Origin of the sequence: Vallitalea sp., from assembly GCF_025211055.1 — a bacterium.
In the GTDB taxonomy this organism is placed as follows: domain Bacteria; phylum Bacillota; class Clostridia; order Lachnospirales; family Vallitaleaceae; genus Vallitalea.
The window spans coordinates 103,548-123,064 of the sequence record NZ_JAOARO010000094.1 but is presented as its reverse complement, the minus strand read 5'-3'; the positions used below and the strand labels follow the sequence as shown (position 1 = coordinate 123,064).

The window sequence follows — 19,517 nt, the reverse complement described above, 5'->3', positions numbered from 1 at the left end:
TTTTATTCAATAGTTTTATGAGTTACAGGGATTATTCCATCAATTAACTCGCCTTTTTTAATATGTTTTTCAATAACCTCTTTTGCTTTTTCTATTGTTACATCACCATATACAACTGGTTCACTATTTGGCATAGTTAATTCAATTGTTGGTTCTGCATAACAATATCCCATACAACCGGTTTGTGTTACAACTACGTTGTTAATGCCTTCTTTTGCTAATTCATCAATTAGAAAATTCATTACTTCTCTAGCACCAGATGCAATACCACATGTAGCCATAGCAACCTTTATTTGTATTAAATTATCAATGTTCTCGCCTTTTTCTCTTAATTCTACATTTGATCTTACTTTATCCTTGATTTTTTTAAGTTCATCAAAAGATTTAATCTTTGCCATTTTTTTTCCTCCTTTTTAAAATACAATTATTTGTATTCTGCAAGAATATCCTTGACCATATCTGGTGTAACACGACCATAGACTTTATCTTCAACCATAACAACTGGAGCAAGTCCACAAGCCCCTACACAACGGAGTGATTGTAGTGAAAATTTACCATCTGGTGTTGTTTCACCAACTTCAATATCTAATTCTTTTTTTAATTCATTCAAAACATCTTCAGCACCTCTAACATAACAAGCTGTACCCATACATATTGAAATGTTAAATTCACCTTTTGGAATCATTGTGAAATAAGAATAGAATGTAACTACTCCAAATACTTTTGCTGTTGATAGTTTTAATTTTTTTCCTACAAATTTTTGAACTTCTTCTGGTAAATATCCAAAAATATCTTGTGCTTTATGTAAAACACGTATTAGTTCTCCCTTTGTAGTTGGCATTGCATCAATATACTGCTCTAATTCTTGGAACTTTTCATCTGTTAATGCTGAATTAGCTGCCATTTGTTTACCTCCTTATTATATAATGTAAATGATTAACAAATTATATTAATTTATTAATTATAAACCAAAGTTATATATTTAACACGAAAAGCTACATTATTACCATTTTATGGGGTTGAATCATATATATCATGTTTTTTCTACAAGTTTTACAAGTAATTAGGTATTTTTCAGTTTAGATAATAAAAGGATAAGGATAATTAACCTTATTCAATAAAGTATAATGCATAATAAACTTAAAAAAGAAAGTCTATTAAAATTCTCATGTTTAAATATGCAATAGTGTGTTTAATTAATAACATTAGAAAATACATCAATCCAACACATTAATATATATAAATTGAACTGGAATTGTTATTATTAGTTCAAATTATTTTCTTATCTATTCATGTTGTTTTAGTGCGTTAAATATTGATTCTATATTTTTTTCATTAACTTCTAATGAATTTTTTTTAATTCCAATATACCCTAATTCATGAGCATCTGAAGATTGTATAATATGATAGTCTTTGTATTTTTGTCTATAAGTTTCTAAGTTAGAAAATCTCGAAATCTCGAGTATAGAAGTATTCAAGTCGTCTGGTATAAATCCTATATTAGCTAATATACTATAACTAGGCCTATCAATGTGAGCAGGTATTGCTATCCCATTGTTATCATGTATCAAATCTATAACTTCATTTAATGACATTGCCACAGATGCTAGTAGAAGTTTGTCCAGTTCTTTTATAATGTCATCATTCTCATCCAAAACATACTGATGTCCAAAGACAGTAGATTTATTATTAATATAGGGTAATTTACTATATAATTTTCTTTGAACATTGTATACACTATCAATGTTAGTGAATAATCCTACTACATGTATTTCTTCTTTTGTTTCTATCTCAATTCCTGGAACAACAATAATATCTTTCCCCTTAGCTACTTTCATTACTGCTTCGACATTTTCTGCAGAATTATGGTCAGTTATAGCTATGGCATCTAATTCATTAATCAAAGACATGTTCACAATGTTATTAGGTGTCATGCTATCTTCTCCGCAAGGCGAAAGAGCTGTATGAATATGAAAATCATAGTATAATTTCATAAATTCGCTCCATATATAGTCTATATTTTTTGTTAATATTTTATCAATTTCGACAAACACACATCCCTGTTATTATAACAAAAATAGAAATAAATGTAAAGAAACTATATTCTACTATTGCTTTTATAACACTTTTTATTATACCATGAAAATAGAGTTTTTCAACAAAAAAACGTAATATATTAAGTAAATTACTTCCATCTAAAATTAGTTCTTTTACTTGCTCAATATTGTTTTTTTCATTAAGAATATTATTTTTTTACTTTTTTATATTAAATATTGTGAAATAATTATTTTTAAAATTAACATCATATATGATTAAGTAAAATTAATCTTATTAATTTAAGTCAAATAATCAGTTTTCTTTAGCTTATTAACCTTGTTATACTCAATTGTTTAATTTTAATGGTTTTACTTACATTACGTAAAATAAAAACCGCTAATAATATATTAATTATAATAGTTTATATTATTAACGGTTGTATTATATTATTTATTTAAAACTTTCTTTAGGAATTTTCCAGTATAGGACTTTTTACACTTTACTACTTTTTCAGGTGTTCCTTCTGCTATAACCAAACCACCTTTGTCGCCACCTTCTGGTCCTAAATCTATAATATAGTCTGCTGTTTTTATAACATCTAGGTTATGTTCAATTACAAGAACTGAATTTCCTCCATCAACTAAACGTTGTAATATTTTAATTAATTTATTAACATCTTCAAAATGTAGACCAGTTGTTGGTTCATCAAGTATATACATGGTTTTACCTGTACTCCTTTTACTTAATTCAGTAGCCAGTTTAACCCTCTGTGCTTCTCCTCCTGATAATGTGGTTGATGGTTGTCCTAATCTAATATATGATAATCCAACATCATAAAGTGTTTGAAGCTTTTTCTTGATTCTAGGTATATTTTCAAAGAAGGCAAGAGCTTCTTCAACTGTCATATTCAAGACTTCTGATATATTTTTACCTTTATATTTAACTTCTAATGTTTCTCTATTATATCTCTTACCATGACACACTTCACATGGTACATAAACATCTGGTAAAAAATGCATCTCTATCTTGATTATACCATCACCTTTACAGGCTTCACAACGGCCACCTTTTACATTAAAACTAAATCTTCCTTTTTGATATCCTCTCATTTTTGCTTCAGCTGTACTTGCAAATATATCTCTAATATGGTCAAAAACTCCTGTATAAGTAGCAGGGTTAGACCTAGGCGTTCTACCAATAGGCGATTGATCTATAGCTATTACTTTATCTAGATGTTCTAATCCTAACATATTCTTATGTTTACCTGGTTTCATCTTTGCTCTGTTCAAGTCTCTAGCTAGTCTCTTATATAATATTTCATTTACGAAAGAGCTTTTACCAGAACCTGAAACTCCTGTAACACAAGTAAAAATCCCAAGAGGAATATCTATATTAATATTCTTTAAATTATTCTGTGAAGCACCTTTTATATTAATCCATTTTCCATTAGTAGCTCTTCTAATTTGTGGCACTTCTACCTTTTTTCTTCCACTTAGATATGCACCAGTTATTGAGTCCTCAATCTTCATAATTTCTTCTGCTGTACCTTCAGCAACAATTTCACCACCATGCTCTCCTGCTCTTGGACCAATATCTACTATATAATCTGCTTCAAACATAGTTTCTTCGTCATGTTCCACTACAATTAAAGTGTTTCCTAGTTTTTTTAGTCTTTTTAATGTATGCAGTAATTTTTCATTATCTCTCTGATGCAATCCTATGCTAGGTTCATCCAATATATATACCACACCTACTAATCCTGACCCTATTTGTGTAGCTAATCTGATTCTCTGAGCTTCCCCACCTGATAATGTACCAGCTGAACGAGATAGTGATAGATAATCAAGACCTACATTCACTAGGAATCCTATTCTAGCATTAACTTCTTTTAGAATCTGTTCCCCAATTATAAGTTGCTTATCAGTTAATTGTATATTATCAAAGAAATCTTTGATATCTCTTATTGACATCTCTGTTACCTGTGATATATTTTTACCTCCAAGCGTAACTGCTAATGCTATAGGATTCAATCTTGCACAATTACAAACACTACATGGGGTATTAGTCATAAATGATTCATATTCTTGCTTCATATAATCAGATGTTGTCTCTTTGTATCTACGCTGGAGACTTTGAACCAATCCTTCAAATACAGTTTCATATTGTCCCATACCTTTATCTGATTTGTACTTGACTATGAATTTTTCGCCTTTGGTACCATACATGATAATATCTTTTACTTCTTCAGAATATTTTTCAAATGGTGTAGTAATCTTGAACTTATATTTTTTCCCTAGAGCTTCAAACATTCTTCTTACATAGCTTTCCTCATTAGAAGCCGAAGCCCATCCTGGAGCAACAATAGCTCCATCAACTATACTTAGTTTTGGGTTAGGAATAATTAATTCAGGATCAAATTTCATTTTGAAACCTAAACCATGACATTCAGGACAAGCCCCGAAAGGATTATTGAATGAAAATAGTCTTGGTTCAATCTCATCTATACTTATATTACAGTCTGGACACGAAAAGTTTTGACTGAATGACATTGGTTGTCCATCAATGACATCAATAACTAATAATCCACCAGTCAATTTCATGACTGTTTCAATAGAGTCAGTCAGTCTTTTTTCTATTCCTTCTCTTACTATCAGTCTATCTATTACTATTTCTATAGTATGCTTTTTATTTTTTTCCAATAATATTTCTTCTGATAATTCATACATGTTGCCATCTATCTTAGCTCTTACATATCCACTTTTCTTAGCTTGATCTAGAAGTTTGATATGTTGACCTTTTCTACCTCTGACTACTGGAGCCATTATCATTATCTTAGTTCTTTCTGTCAATTTCATTATTACATCTACCATTTGGTCAACTGTTTGTCTATTGATAACTTTTCCACACTTTGGACAATGAGGTATTCCTACTCTAGCATATAGCAACCTTAAATAATCATATATCTCTGTAACTGTTCCTACTGTAGATCTTGGATTCCTGCTTGTAGTCTTTTGATCTATTGATATAGCAGGTGATAGACCTTCTATGTTATCTACATCTGGTTTTTCCATTTGACCCAAAAACTGTCTTGCATAGGCAGATAATGATTCTACATATCTTCTTTGCCCCTCAGCATATATTGTATCAAATGCTAAGGAAGATTTCCCTGAACCACTAAGTCCAGTAAATACAACAAATTTATCTCTTGGTATAGTTAAGTCTACATTTTTTAAATTATGTTCTCTTGCACCTTTTATGGTGATTACATCTTTTCCCATACGCCACCTCTTATAATTTATGATGATACTTTTATTCTGCAAAGCTTTTAATCAGCTTACCTGTATAGAATATTGAAGTGGGTAAGCTGAAATTGAATTAAATATGAGTAAAGTTTAATTCAATGTATTTAATTGTTTTTTTAATTCATATAATTCATCTCTTAACTGTGCAGCTCTTTCAAATTGTAGATCCATAGCAGCTTGTTTCATATCTTTTGAACATTTCAGTATTTTTACTTCTAATTCTTCTTTACTCATAGATTCAGGATCTTTTGTTAATTCATAAGTTGCTTCGGATTCTGCAACCTGAGTTATACGAATAATATCTCTTACAGGTTTATTAATGGTCTTAGGTATTATATTATGTTCTTTATTGTACTGTTCTTGAATACTTCTTCTTCTATTAGTTTCACTAATAGCTCTATTCATACTATCAGTAATAATATCTGCATACATAATAACTTTACCTTCAACATTTCTTGCAGCACGTCCTACTGTCTGAATCAATGCAGTTTCAGAACGTAGAAAACCTTCTTTATCTGCGTCAAGTATAGCTACTAAAGTAATCTCCGGTATATCTAATCCTTCTCTAAGCAAGTTAATACCTATAAGAACATCAAAAACATCCATTCTAAGATCACGTACTATCTCTATTCTTTCAAGAGTATCTATATCTGAGTGTAAGTACCTAACACGTATACCTGATTCTTTCATATAATCAGTTAAGTCCTCAGCCATTCTTTTTGTCAATGTTGTAATTAATACTTTATTTTTATTTTCAATTTCTCTACTAACATTGGATATTAAATCATCTATTTGACCTTTTACTGGTTTAACTTCTATCTTAGGGTCTAACAGACCAGTAGGTCTAATTATCTGTTCTGCCATTAATTGCTTATGATCATATTCATATGGTCCTGGCGTTGCTGAAACAAATAATACTTGATTAAGTTTACTTTCAAATTCTTGAAAATTAAGAGGTCTATTATCTTTAGCTGAAGGTAATCTAAATCCATATTCTACCAAAGTTGATTTTCTGGACTGGTCACCTGCATACATACCTCTTACTTGTGGAACCGTCATATGAGATTCATCTATAATAAGTAAAAAGTCATCAGGAAAATAATCAAAAAGAGTATGTGGAGGAGCCCCTGGTGGTAAACCAGTTAAATGCCTTGAGTAGTTTTCTATACCTGAACAGAATCCTGTTTCCCTTATCATTTCCACATCATAATTAGTTCTTTGGGCAATTCTTTGGGCTTCTAATAACTTGTCTTTTTCTCTAAATGACTTAACTACTTCTGTTCTTTCTTTCTCTATAGAGTATATAGCTCTTTCTATTTTATCTGTCTCAATTACATAATGAGACGCAGGAAATATGGCTATATGTTCCATATAACCTAGTATTTCACCAGTGATAACATTAATTTCTGTTATCCTATCTATTTCATCTCCAAATAATTCAATTCTAACTGCTCTATCAGAAGAAGCGGCAGGGAATATTTCAATAACATCTCCTCTAACTCTAAAAGTACCTCTGACAAAGTTCATATCATTTCTCATATATTGAATATCTACTAGTTTCCTCAATATCTCATCTCTATCTTTTGTCATACCAGGTCTTAAGGAAAGTACCATATTCTTATAATCTATCGGACTACCAAGTCCATATATACATGATACACTGGCTACAATAATAACATCGTCTCTCTCTGCTAAAGATGCTGTAGCGGAGTGTCTTAGTTTATCTATTTCTTCATTAATTGATGAGTCTTTTTCTATAAAAGTATCTGTATGAGGGACATATGCTTCTGGTTGATAATAATCATAATAACTTACAAAGTATTCAACAGCATTATTTGGGAAAAACTCTTTGAATTCACTATACAGCTGGGCTGCTAATGTTTTATTATGCGCCATAATCAAAGTTGGCTTTTTTAATTCTTTTATAATATGCGCCATAGTGAATGTTTTCCCTGAACCTGTGACCCCTAGTAAAGTCTCAAATTTATTACCATCTTGGAATCCCTTAGCCAATTTTTTAATAGCTTGAGGTTGATCTCCTGTAGGATTAAATTTTGATTGAATTTCAAATTTTGCCATATTATCACCTCTATCTCATTATTTGCACATCAAATCAATTATCACAGGCTTTATAGATAATTAATTCAATCTTATTAAGCTAATATTATAAGTAAAATAAAATAATTACCATCTTATACTAATTATCAAAAACATAATATATATGTATATAAACAATCATTATTTTAGTCTTAATTATTATACCATATCACAAAAAAAATGCAAACATATGTTTGCACAAAATTTTTCCATGATATTAGCAGATTAAATAAATATAATTCCTCTTAGCCACCACCAAAGTTATGTTTTTCACTTTATCCATAGTGGCACAACATATAAAGAACCATATATAATGATAAGAACGCCTTTTACAGGTTGTTGCTACATTCCAATCAGATAATAGAAACAAATGTAACAGGTGATTATCATTATATATGGTTCTAACATACTACCGTTGTCATCTAACTATATCTTTCTTACATACTACCGTTATTATCTAACTATTCCTTTCTTACAGACTACCATTATCACTTAAATATATCTTTCTTTACCTACTATCATTATCATACAAACCTTTAAATAACTCTTTATCTCCCAAACCTATTTTTAATAATATGAAACAACCCTATCTTCTGTACACTCTGATGCCTATAAATAATCCTTGGATTTTCCGGAATTAATCTCACCTTCAAATCAGTAATACCATCAGGATAAGCCTTAAACTCATAAGTATCCAAACTCCCATCAAGATGTACAACATCTACCCATAAAAAAGTAAAACCATTCTTTAATATCGCCCTATACTGCCGTGTATTCAAAACATTTATTCCATTAATCTTAGCTATTATATCTCCAACCCTAATACCCATTTGATCTCCAGCACCACCCCTAGTAACTCCCATAACTCTTACCCCTTTTATAGGTACTGTATAAATAGGCTCTCTTTTACTTTCAATATATTGCTCATATAGAATCATACCTTCATGAATGCCAGCCATAAGAATTGTACCTAATATCTGTAGAAAAATATTATCTACTGAATAAATAGATAAAACAATCAATAACACGCTATAAACCATCAATCTTAAAGCGGTTTTTCTACTTCTTTTTTTAGGTTCCTCACAATATGTTATGCTACTATATCCTAAAGCTCCCACAAAAGGCATTAATCCATAGAAATATGTACCTATATTATTGGGTATATCTTTTAACAACGGCCACCATTCTGGCATCTGAACAATTTCTGAGTTAGACACTCCTCCACTTGATAATACAAGCATAGCAATAGGTAACGGCCAATACTTTTGCATCAAATGTCCTACAACAATTTTTCCATCTTTTTTTGCCACAATGGGTATAGGATCATCTGCTCCTACAAAATAGATTAATATAGCTTCCATTAAATGTAAAATACCTACCAATGCCAATAACCCACTGATATTAATATTGATATCAGGTAAATTAACTCCAAATATAGTTTGACCTCTAAACACTAATGACAAGACGCCCATGACAGAAGCAGCATATGAAAAACATAAATATCTAATATTTATAAGGGATAACATAAGAGCTAGGGGAAGTAAAAATATTAAATAGTACGTTAAATTAATTGGAAGCCCAATAATAACTATTATCAGACTGCCAATTATACCAATGATTATCCCTTGTAGAATAGACTCTACAAGGGCACTTATAACTGTCTTAGAATTATCAAAGTTATATATATTAACACTTTTATATTTTTTAATTAAAAGATATAGAATCCATATTACAAATATAAATGAAAAATTGAACAGTGCTCTTGAAATAGACAATAGTGTAATATGGATTATTTCTAACAATGGATTCATATATGCTCCCCTATTTTAACATTATCAACCATTTTACCAGTTTCTTATATTATTTTATTTACTTACTATTAGCCATATCTTCTTTAGCAATTTTATCTTTCATTACTTCAACAGCTTTTGCAAATTGTGTATCTTCTTCTCTTTTAATAACCAATTCTTTTTTTAGCCCTTCTGGCAATTCAATCTTTACATCAGGTTCAATTCCTTTTCCGTGTATATAGTTGCCACTAGGAGTATAATATTTTGAAATAGTAACTTTTACTGCTGAACCATCTTCTAATGGGAATATTCTCTGAACCAAACCTTTACCGAAAGTTGTTGTTCCTACAACTGTACCAATACCACTATCTTTTATGGCACCTGTCAAAATCTCAGATGCACTAGCACTATTTTCATTTGCCAATACAACTAAAGGTTTGGTGAATTTATGTTCTTCATCAGATGATGCTTGTTCTCTATAACCATTTTTATCTTCTGTATAAACAATCAATCCTTTTGGCAATAGTTCGTCAGACATATCAATAACAATATTCAAAAGTCCTCCAGGATTATTTCTAACATCAATAATCAATCCTTTTTGTTCTTGTGCTTCTAGATCATAAAGCGCTTCTTTAAATTGATCATAAGTTACTTCTTCAAATCCAGTAATACGAATATACCCTATTTTGCCATCTAACATTTCATAAGATACAGTAGGCATTGTTATTACATCTCTTTTTATTACTAAATCCATATTTGAGTTATCAGATTCTCTATAGATACTTAGAGTTACCTTAGTACCTTTTTTACCTCTAATCATGTTGGCAACTACATCTTCCATAGTAAGACCTTTTATATTCTTATCATCAACTTTTCTTACTATATCTCCAGGAAGCAATCCAGCTTTTTCAGCTGGAGAACCTATAAATGGTGATACAATCATCAATTCTTTTGTCTCCTCACTATAGGTAACAACAGCACCGATACCTTCATAACTCCCAGATGTACTTTCCATGAATGATTCATATTCTTTTTTTGTATAATATTCAGTATATGGATCTTCCAAACCATCCAACAATCCACTATATAATCCATCATAAGCACTATCATATAGCTCTTCTTCTTTATAATTCTCTAGATAGTATCTGTCTTCTACAAGCTTAAGTATATCCTTGATTTTTTCTTCTGGGGTATTATATCCTTCCTTTACAACCTGAACACCTTTATTATCCTCCACTTGGTGCATCAAATTAGATGTTCCGAAATATATAACATTTATTAAAAGAATAATAGCCATCCCAACAACTAATCCATAAATAAATTTTTTTCTTTCAGCCATATAACATTCTCCTTACTATACTAATAATATTGTATTGTATTTAAGTTAGTATTATTCCATTATAGGAAAAAAACTGCATTAGCAGTTTTTTGCAATTACATGTTTTTTATTAATTAAGCATATTCAATGGATTAATCCATTCACCATTTTTTCTAATACCAAAATGTAAATGAGGACCTGTTGACCATCCAGTATTACCTGATTTTGCAATAGTTTGTCCAATTTTTACTTTTTGTCCTTTTTTAACTAGTAATTTAGAGTTATGTGCATAGATAGTTACGTATCCACTTCCATGATCTACCAAAATATAATTACCCCATACACTACTATAACCAGCAAATGCTACAGTTCCATTACTAGCTGCTTTCACAGATGTTCCAGATGGTATACCAATATCAATTCCTGTGTGATTTTTAATAACATGCGTAATAGGATGTTTTCTCGTACCAAAAGGACATGTTATACGATGGGATTTTGTTGGCCAAGCCATCTTACCACCTGCATAAACTAACTTACTCTTAATATTATCAATAGCCTTTGCTATCTCTTCCATTTCTTTTTTCTTAGCATCTATTTCTGCTTGATTAATTCTTTTATCTTTTTCTAAAGCAGCCATTTCTTTTTCTTTAGTAGCTTGAACGTCTTCTAATGCTGATTTTTGAAGATCACATTCTGCTTTCAATCCTACAATTTTTTCCTTATCATCTTCTAATTTAACTTCTGTTGCAGCTATGTCATCTCTTATATTTTCTAATTCTTTTATCATATTTGTATCGTATTCTAATAATGCATTTATGTACTCTACTCTATTAAGTAAATCACTTAAATTTTTTGATTCTAATACTACCTCTAAATATGCAGAATCTCCTTGTTCATACATTACTTTCATACGTTCACTAGTTTGCTTAAAATATTTTTCTTCTTTTTCCTTAGCTTTTGCCAAGTCTTGTTTAGTAACTTCAATCTCTTTTTCTTTATCACTTAATTGTTGCTCTAAATCTTTAATTTTAATATCAAATTCGTCAATCTGCTTGTCTAACTGTACAATTCGTCCTACCAATTCTTTAATATCTGCGTCTAATTCTTTGATTTCTTGTTCATTTTGTTTAATTGAACTTTGGCTATTTTTTTGTTGTCGTTCCAAATCATCTAACTGCTGCTTATAGGAAGAAGCAAATATTGTAGTTGGAACCATAAACAAAAGTAATATAACCAAACAATTTTTAATTACTCTTTTCATATAGCCCTCCTTATTGTTTATATAATATATTTTTAAGTCTTATACCCTCAAGTGCTTTCTTATAGTAATTCTACTTCCTACGATACCTATACCTATTCCAATAATCAACGATAATGGTATCAGAATTGTATATATCTGACCTACGTTCATAAACGATAAAAATTGATTAATAACAACAAATCTTTCATTAATGCTATTTATTACATAGTCATATGCCAAATATATTACTGCTAATGGTACTATTGCACCAATTGCTCCTATAAGCATACCCTCTATGATAAATGGGAATTTTATAAAAAAGTCTTTAGCTCCCAGATATTTCATAATGTTAATTTCATTCTTTCTAACTGATATGGCAATTCTAACAGTATTAGAAATTAAAAAAACAGATATAAAAATTAGTATAACAATAAGTACTATACTCATATAGTTAATGAAACTATTAAATCCTTTTATTATTTCAGTAACATTTTTTTCCTGTCTAATTTTTCTGACTCCACTCAAAGTTTGTATGTACTTAACTAATGATTCTTGCTTATTGATATCTTTTATCAATACCTGAAAGTTATCAGATTTCTTTAATGGATTATTTTCTCCATCAAATCCAATCAATAAATCTTCATTATTTTCGTACATAGTTTTTTTGAAGTCTTCCCATGCTTGTTCTGGTGATATGTATTCAACTGATTTTACTTCTTCTCTTTCGCTTATCATTGTTTCTATAGCTTCTCTATCTGTTTTTGTTATATTTTCTTTTAGAAAAACTGCTATTCCTAAGTTGCTTTCCGCTTCTTTTAACGTATATTCAATATTGGCAGCAGTTATATAAAAAATACCTACAATGAACAAACAAGCCGCTATTGTACCAATAGAAGCGATGGACATTAATCTATTCTTAAATAGATTGATTACCCCTTGTTTAAAACAATAATCAACTGTTCTAAGCTTCATCCCCGTAGTCTCCCCTTTGCACATCTCTTACAATACAGCCATTATTAAGGGTAACAACTCGTTTTTTCATTGCGTTAACCATCTCTTTATCGTGAGTTACAACAACTACTGTGGTACCCCTCATATTAATTTCTGTTAGCAATTTCATTATTTCCCATGAATTATTAGGATCAAGATTTCCTGTAGGTTCATCTGCTACTAGAATCGGGGGATTATTAACAATTGCTCTAGCTAACGCTGTTCTTTGTTTTTCTCCACCTGAAATCTCTGTTGGGTACATTTTTGCCTTTTTGGAAAGACCCACCATTGATAATACCATAGGTACACTTCTTCTTATCTTTTTATTTGATGCCTCTGTTACTTTAAGTGCAAAAGCAACGTTATCATATACAGTCATCTTATCAAGTAATCTAAAATCTTGAAATACAACTCCAATGTTTCTTCTTAATGTTGAAACATAACGTCTTTTTAATCTTGTTATATCCTTGTCATCAACAAATATTTTTCCTTCAGTAGAATCTAGTTCCTTCATCAATAATTTTATTAATGTAGTTTTTCCAGAACCACTATTCCCAACTATAAAAACGAATTCTCCTTTTTCTATTCCCAATGATACATTATTCAAAGCACATACCCCATTGGAATATATCTTTGTAATGTTTTCAAGACGTATCAACTAATATCCTCCTAACTACAAAAACAAATTATTATTTTACTCCGACTCATATGTAAATGATTTTACTATACGATAAAAGACTTAGGCAATTGTAGATAACTACAATTGCTTTATCGTCTTTTACACGTATATTTTTATGTTTAATATTCCGATTCACTTATAAATTTCATATACTTAACAACCATCAATGCTATTTTGAATGTAATAGCATCTTCAAAAATACGTAAGTCAAGACCTGTATTCTTTTGTAGTTTATCTAATCTATATACAAGAGTATTCCTATGAATATATAACTGTCTTGATGTTTCTGATACATTCAAACTATTTTCAAAGAATTTATTTATTGTAGTAATAGTTTCTTTATCAAAATCATCAGGTGATTTTCCATGAAATATTTCTTTTATGAACATTTGGCAAAGTGGTAATGGTAATTGATATATGATTCTTCCAATTCCTAGGTTATTGTAGCCTATAATATACTTGTCCACATAGAATATTTTACCCACTTCTAAAGCCATTTTAGCTTCTTTATAAGAACGTGAAACATCTTTAATATCATTTACTACTGTACCCATAGCTACATAGACACTACTCATAGCCTCTGTATTAAGAGTATCCAAAATCACTTTTGCTATTTTATTGATATCTTCATTAGTATCGTTTTCATCTAATTCCTTAACTATAATTATATTTTTTTCATCAACTGCAGTAATAAAATCTTTAGTTTTTAAAGGGAATATGCTTCTTACGATTTCAAGTGCATTATTATCTTTCTCGAATTTAGTTTCTACTAAAAAAGTTACTCTTCTAACATCTGTCTCAATATGAAGTTTCTTAGCCCTATTATATATATCCACAAGTAATAGGTTATCAAGTAATAAGTTTTTGATAAAATTGTCTTTGTCGAATCTTTCTTTATAGGCTACTAATAGATTCTGTATTTGGAAAGATGCTATTTTACCTATTTTATAAACATCATCAGTTTCACCTTTTGCAGAAACTACATATTCTACATTATGATCGTCGTATACTTTAAAAAAGTGATACCCTAGAACTAATTGACTTTCTGCTTGTGACCTTACGAAATCTGGAACTGCAAAATTGTATTCTTCTAATCTGCCTTCTTCAGTTGTTGCTAGTATCTTCCCATCTGGATCTATAACACTTATATCAATACGTGTTATCGTCTTAAGTCCTTCAATGGTGTTTTGAATAATCTGGTTTGATATCATTTATTTCTCTCCCTTATTATTTAGTATTGAAATGCATATTATATAAGTGAATAAAATATTTATTATTAGAATTATTTCCAATTTTAGGCTTTACTATTTCCCTTATTATATATTTTATAGCAAAATCTACAAAAATAAAAGAGGGAATACGTAATTTTGTGTATTTCCTCTTAATCATTTACCAAAAGATCATAAATATTATTGATTTTTAATAACGAATATCCAGTTTTTTATATTTTTTTCATTTTTACCTATATATTATTAGTTATATTGTGGTAATGACAAGTAACAATTACTAAATAACCTTGTAATAATTATATCCAAAAAAGTTCGCTTTTTCTTATAACAAGCAAACTAAAAGGGAATGAAGTATTTTACATTCCCTTTAATATATTCAACATATCATTATGTTAGTAATCTTATCAACAATAACTATCCTTAGTTAGTAATAGTCTTTTCTGTTTCTTTATCAAAAACATGAATTCTATTTAAGTCAATAGCTAATTCAACTTTATCACCTGGCTTAGCTTTTGATCTTGGATCTACACGTGCTGTCATATCATAACCATCAACAATAACATATAAGAATGTTTCAGAACCTAACATTTCTGTTACATTTACATTAGCCATAACTATACTCTTTGGTGATGACTCAATGAATATTTGGCTATCATGAATATCTTGTGGACGAATACCCATAACAACTTCTTTTCCAATGTATCCACCATCAACTAATATTTTAGCTTTAGCTTCTGGTAAAGTAATTTTATTTGATTCAAAAACTAAATCTACACCATTACCATTCTTAGCTACTTTACAATCAACAAAGTTCATTTGTGGTGAACCGATGAATCCAGCTACGAATAAGTTTTGTGGTTTTTCGTATAAGTTTGTTGGTGTATCAACTTGTTGTACAATACCATCTTTCATAACAACAATACGAGTACCTAATGTCATCGCCTCAACCTGGTCATGAGTTACATAGATAATTGTTGTTTGTAATCTTTGATGTAGTTTAGAAATTTCAAGTCTCATTTGAACTCTAAGTTTAGCATCCAAGTTTGAAAGAGGTTCGTCCATTAAGAATACTTTTGGCTCACGAACAATAGCACGACCCATAGCAACACGTTGTCTTTGTCCACCTGATAATGCTTTTGGTTTACGTTCTAATAAATGCTCTATATCTAATATTCTAGCAGCTTCTGTAACTCTTTTTTGGATTTCTGCCTTAGGAGTTTTTCTAAGCTTAAGACCAAATGCCATGTTATCATAAACAGTCATATGAGGATATAATGCATAGTTTTGGAATACCATAGCGATATCTCTGTCTTTTGGTTCAACATCATTTACTAATTTTTCACCAATGTATAATTCACCATCTGTGATTTCTTCAAGTCCAGCAATCATACGAAGTGTAGTTGATTTACCACAACCTGATGGTCCTACAAAGATAATAAATTCTTTATCAGCGATTTCAAGATTAAAATCTTGTACAGCTGTAACTCCTTGAGCATATACTTTTTTAATATTCTTTAATGATAAGCTTGCCATAATAAATTAGCCCCCTTAGGATATTTTTGTAATTTTCCAGCTCTGTATGTATCTACGTATGATAATATACTATATTTCATGGGCTAATACCATAGGTTAATTAAACAAATTAGCCGTTTTCATTTTGTTTATTTTGTATATTGCTAATTCTAATTAATACTTATATCTATAATATTTATTTTTATAAGTTACTAATCTATATATAATGACTAATTTCTTAATACCTAATTATGATATACTACTCAGTTTCTAGTATGTTTTACCTAAAAACTAGGAATAAATTATGTCATACTTGCAAAAATAAGCTGAACAATTATTGTAACCTGTTAGCACCAATTTAATAATTTTGCATTATATATAACCTATTTATTAGTAAACTTATCTATACCGATAACTAGATAAGTAAATATAGATAAAATTATCACTTTTTTTTATATATTTTTCTAGCTTATAATTTAACTTATAAAAGTCATCAGATAAGGTAATTCCATAGGATTGAACCAATTCTACTTGTATTCTATAAATCCTTCACCGAGAACTTCTTTTACATCTGCAACAATAACAAATGCAGATTTATCATATTCTCTCACAATTTCTTTTAATTTGACAATTTCCTTTTTTGATACAACACAAAGAAGAATTTCTTTACTCTTATTAGAAAATTTACCACTACCTTGTAAGCCTGTCGCCCCTCTATCTAATCTCTGCATTATTTCTTTTGATATTACATCGTTATGGTCAGATATGATAAATGCAGCTTTTGAAAAATGAATACCTTCTAAAATTGCATCTATAATCTTAGCAGAAATAAATACTGCTACTAAAGCGTACATAGCTTTTTCAATTCCAAAGATGAAATATCCTGATATAATAATGATTGCATCTAATATGAGCATTAATTGGGCTACTGATATATGTTTTATATAGTGTTGTATTATACTAGCAGCCAAATCTGTTCCACCTGTAGTTGAATAAGCTGAAAAAACCAATCCTAGCCCAGCTCCAGATATAACTCCACCAAATACACTCCCAAGAAGCATATCATTAGTAGCTTGAGGTAAATAAGATGTATAGATTAAAGCTAATGATAAAAACATTGTAGAAAATAAACTTCTACCACCAAAATTTTTGCCCTTAATAAGTACCGCTGTTAAAAACAAAGGAATATTTATTACAATATTAGTAATCCAGGGTTCAACCCCACCTGGTACTATGTTTTCAGTTAACTTTTTAATAATTATAGCCAAACCAGTAACTCCACCTGTTACAAGATCCAAAGGGATAAAAAACATATTTAATCCCGCTGCTAATAATGTTACTCCTACAATTATTATAAAATAATCTATAATAGGTTTTCGCTTACTTGTCAATTCCATAATTTTCTCCTTCTGTTACACAAATTTCAAATATGGTAAAAATAAAATACACTTGAGTTTTCATCATATCTTGTGTATGTATTTATGGGTGTTTCCTATATATAATAACTTTTATTAGAAACATAGGTAATTTTATCATCCTTTTAATTCTAGTTGGTTGTTTTATAAGTCTATAAAACCATTCCAGACCTAATTTTTGATATATTTCAGGAGCTCTTTTTACTATTCCTGCCATACCATCAAAACTACCACCAACACCTATGGCGACTCTTATATTTAGGTTATCAATATTTTGGTTTATCCATTTTTCTTGTTTCGGAGCACCTAGACCTACTAATAATATATCTGGTTTAAGGGAATTAATTTCTCTAATGATTTTTTTCTCTTCTTCTTCATCAAAATATCCATCATGAATTCCAATGATATTCAGACCCTCATAAACTTCTTGCATTTTCTTCGCAGCTTGTAATGCTACTCCTTTTGCAGCCCCAAAAAAATATACAGATTTATCAGTATCTTTAATCTTACTAAAAATATTTTGTAGGAGATCATATCCCGCAACACGTTCTGTTATACTTTTTTTCATTATTTTAGAAGCAATAACAATACCTATTCCATCAGGAATGACCAAATCACCTTCATTAAGAATACTTCTAAACTCTTCATCTTCATTTGCCGTCATAACAAATTCAGGATTAGGAGTATAGATTTTATATTTTTTTTCGCTCTTGGTATATTGGATAACCTTATTTACAGCTTTGTCCATAGTTAAATCATCTATTTTAACTCCTAAAATATCAACTTTCATCTATTAATATTAATCCTTTCATTTTTTATTTTATTCATTTATCAAATCTAAAAGATATTTATTGTTGAGTTCTGATTTCTTTTTCATCTCAACCTTTATTTCATTTAGCTTTTCAACATAATTATCATAATTATTATAAACATCATTAACAATATTATTAATTGATGTTATATCTAGTTTCTTAACATCACCTGCTGAAGGCATATCCATTAGTTCTAGATAACAACTTACTTTTGGGTCATATACAAATCCAACCATAGGTATACTGCTTAATGCAGCAAATAATAACGCATGAAGTCTCATACTTAGTATCATATGCATTTCACCTATAACTCCTATGATAGATGATGAATCTAAGTCTTTATCAAGTACATAAGATTTTTTCTTCATATTATTAGAAATGTGTTTACTAATAGCTATATCTTCTTTGTATTCCATTGGAACAAAAACTATATTTACGTCTTTTTCTTCTACAAGTTTATCACATACTTCTGCGATTACCTTTTCACATCTAATATTCTTCCATTCTCTAAATAAGATGCCAACAAGTGGTTTATCAAGTGGAATATCATTATCTAATAATAGTTTCTTATAGCCATTATTATTAACATTCATAGAAAATACAGGATCTGCAGTAACATGTATTCTAGGCTTCGTTACTTCCATACTCTCTAGATCTTTCTTGGACAATTCGTCTCTAAGAGTTATTATATCCACCTTATTAACTATGTATTTTGTCATCATTCGATTTAATTTTTTATAAATGGGTCCAATTCCATTAGCATAAAGCATAACTTTTTTCTTATATAATTTAGCCAACTTAATTATTCCTAGATAATATAGTAGTGATCTTGTACTTGTTGTATCTTGTAGTAAGCTGCCCCCGCCACTTATTATAATATCAGCACTCTTTATAGTTCTATTAACTTCTTTCCAATCAAACCTATATATTGATTTTATATTATTATCTTTCATAGTAATTACAGGATTCTTAGACAAAGCTGTAATATTAGCCTCTATATTTAATTCTCTAATTCCTTCACATATAGCTGATAGTATTGCATCATCACCACAATTACTATAACCAATATATCCAGAGATTACAATATTAATCATGT

General features: G+C 29.6%; 15 protein-coding genes. All 15 read right to left on the bottom strand.

Going from position 1 to position 19,517, the window contains the following annotated elements; translation table 11 throughout:
- Window positions 1-2: 2 nt before the first annotated feature.
- Window positions 3-398 carry a (2Fe-2S) ferredoxin domain-containing protein gene (locus tag N4A55_RS15035; RefSeq protein ID WP_293757849.1) on the bottom strand — a complete coding sequence of 132 codons (396 nt, stop codon included), beginning with the start codon at window positions 396-398 and terminating at the stop codon, window positions 3-5.
- A 26-nt stretch (window positions 399-424) separates the two neighbouring features.
- A complete protein-coding gene (locus tag N4A55_RS15030) occupies window positions 425-904 on the bottom strand; it encodes an NADH-quinone oxidoreductase subunit NuoE family protein (RefSeq protein ID WP_293757846.1) in 480 nt (159 codons plus the stop codon).
- A gap of 382 nt (window positions 905-1,286) precedes the next feature.
- The gene (locus tag N4A55_RS15025) at window positions 1,287-1,994 is read right to left on the bottom strand and encodes a PHP domain-containing protein (RefSeq protein ID WP_293757843.1); all 708 of its coding nucleotides are present in this window, start codon (window positions 1,992-1,994) and stop codon (window positions 1,287-1,289) included.
- A gap of 489 nt (window positions 1,995-2,483) precedes the next feature.
- Window positions 2,484-5,315, bottom strand: coding sequence for an excinuclease ABC subunit UvrA (gene uvrA / locus N4A55_RS15020; protein WP_293757841.1), 2,832 nt, complete (start codon window positions 5,313-5,315; stop codon window positions 2,484-2,486).
- A 114-nt stretch (window positions 5,316-5,429) separates the two neighbouring features.
- A complete protein-coding gene (gene uvrB / locus N4A55_RS15015) occupies window positions 5,430-7,418 on the bottom strand; it encodes an excinuclease ABC subunit UvrB (protein ID WP_293757838.1) in 1,989 nt (662 codons plus the stop codon).
- A gap of 566 nt (window positions 7,419-7,984) precedes the next feature.
- Window positions 7,985-9,247 carry a PDZ domain-containing protein gene (locus tag N4A55_RS15010; protein ID WP_293757836.1) on the bottom strand — a complete coding sequence of 421 codons (1,263 nt, stop codon included), beginning with the start codon at window positions 9,245-9,247 and terminating at the stop codon, window positions 7,985-7,987.
- Between the two features lie 58 nt (window positions 9,248-9,305).
- The gene (locus tag N4A55_RS15005; RefSeq protein WP_293757833.1) at window positions 9,306-10,565 is read right to left on the bottom strand and encodes a S41 family peptidase; all 1,260 of its coding nucleotides are present in this window, start codon (window positions 10,563-10,565) and stop codon (window positions 9,306-9,308) included.
- A gap of 109 nt (window positions 10,566-10,674) precedes the next feature.
- Entirely contained in the window at window positions 10,675-11,805 is a 1,131-nt protein-coding gene (locus tag N4A55_RS15000; protein ID WP_293757830.1) for a murein hydrolase activator EnvC family protein, read from the bottom strand.
- Between the two features lie 39 nt (window positions 11,806-11,844).
- Entirely contained in the window at window positions 11,845-12,756 is a 912-nt protein-coding gene (gene ftsX / locus N4A55_RS14995) for a permease-like cell division protein FtsX (RefSeq protein ID WP_293757827.1), read from the bottom strand.
- The gene (ftsE, locus tag N4A55_RS14990; RefSeq protein WP_113673668.1) at window positions 12,746-13,432 is read right to left on the bottom strand and encodes a cell division ATP-binding protein FtsE; all 687 of its coding nucleotides are present in this window, start codon (window positions 13,430-13,432) and stop codon (window positions 12,746-12,748) included. Before ftsE ends, ftsX begins: the two co-directional genes overlap by 11 nt.
- 140 nt (window positions 13,433-13,572) lie before the next feature.
- Complete coding sequence (locus N4A55_RS14985; RefSeq protein WP_293757824.1) at window positions 13,573-14,664, bottom strand: PucR family transcriptional regulator; 1,092 nt, start codon at window positions 14,662-14,664, stop codon at window positions 13,573-13,575.
- A gap of 438 nt (window positions 14,665-15,102) precedes the next feature.
- Window positions 15,103-16,215 (bottom strand): ABC transporter ATP-binding protein, encoded by a 1,113-nt coding sequence (locus N4A55_RS14980; protein ID WP_293757821.1) that lies wholly within the window; start codon window positions 16,213-16,215, stop codon window positions 15,103-15,105.
- Between the two features lie 506 nt (window positions 16,216-16,721).
- A complete protein-coding gene (locus N4A55_RS14975; RefSeq protein ID WP_293757818.1) occupies window positions 16,722-17,591 on the bottom strand; it encodes a YitT family protein in 870 nt (289 codons plus the stop codon).
- Window positions 17,592-17,673: 82 nt separating this feature from the next.
- Window positions 17,674-18,399, bottom strand: coding sequence for a WecB/TagA/CpsF family glycosyltransferase (locus N4A55_RS14970; RefSeq protein WP_293757815.1), 726 nt, complete (start codon window positions 18,397-18,399; stop codon window positions 17,674-17,676).
- 30 nt (window positions 18,400-18,429) lie between these two features.
- Window positions 18,430-19,515: a polysaccharide pyruvyl transferase CsaB gene (csaB, locus tag N4A55_RS14965; protein WP_293757811.1), complete on the bottom strand. Its 1,086-nt coding sequence runs from the start codon at window positions 19,513-19,515 to the stop codon at window positions 18,430-18,432.
- Window positions 19,516-19,517 lie beyond the last annotated feature (2 nt).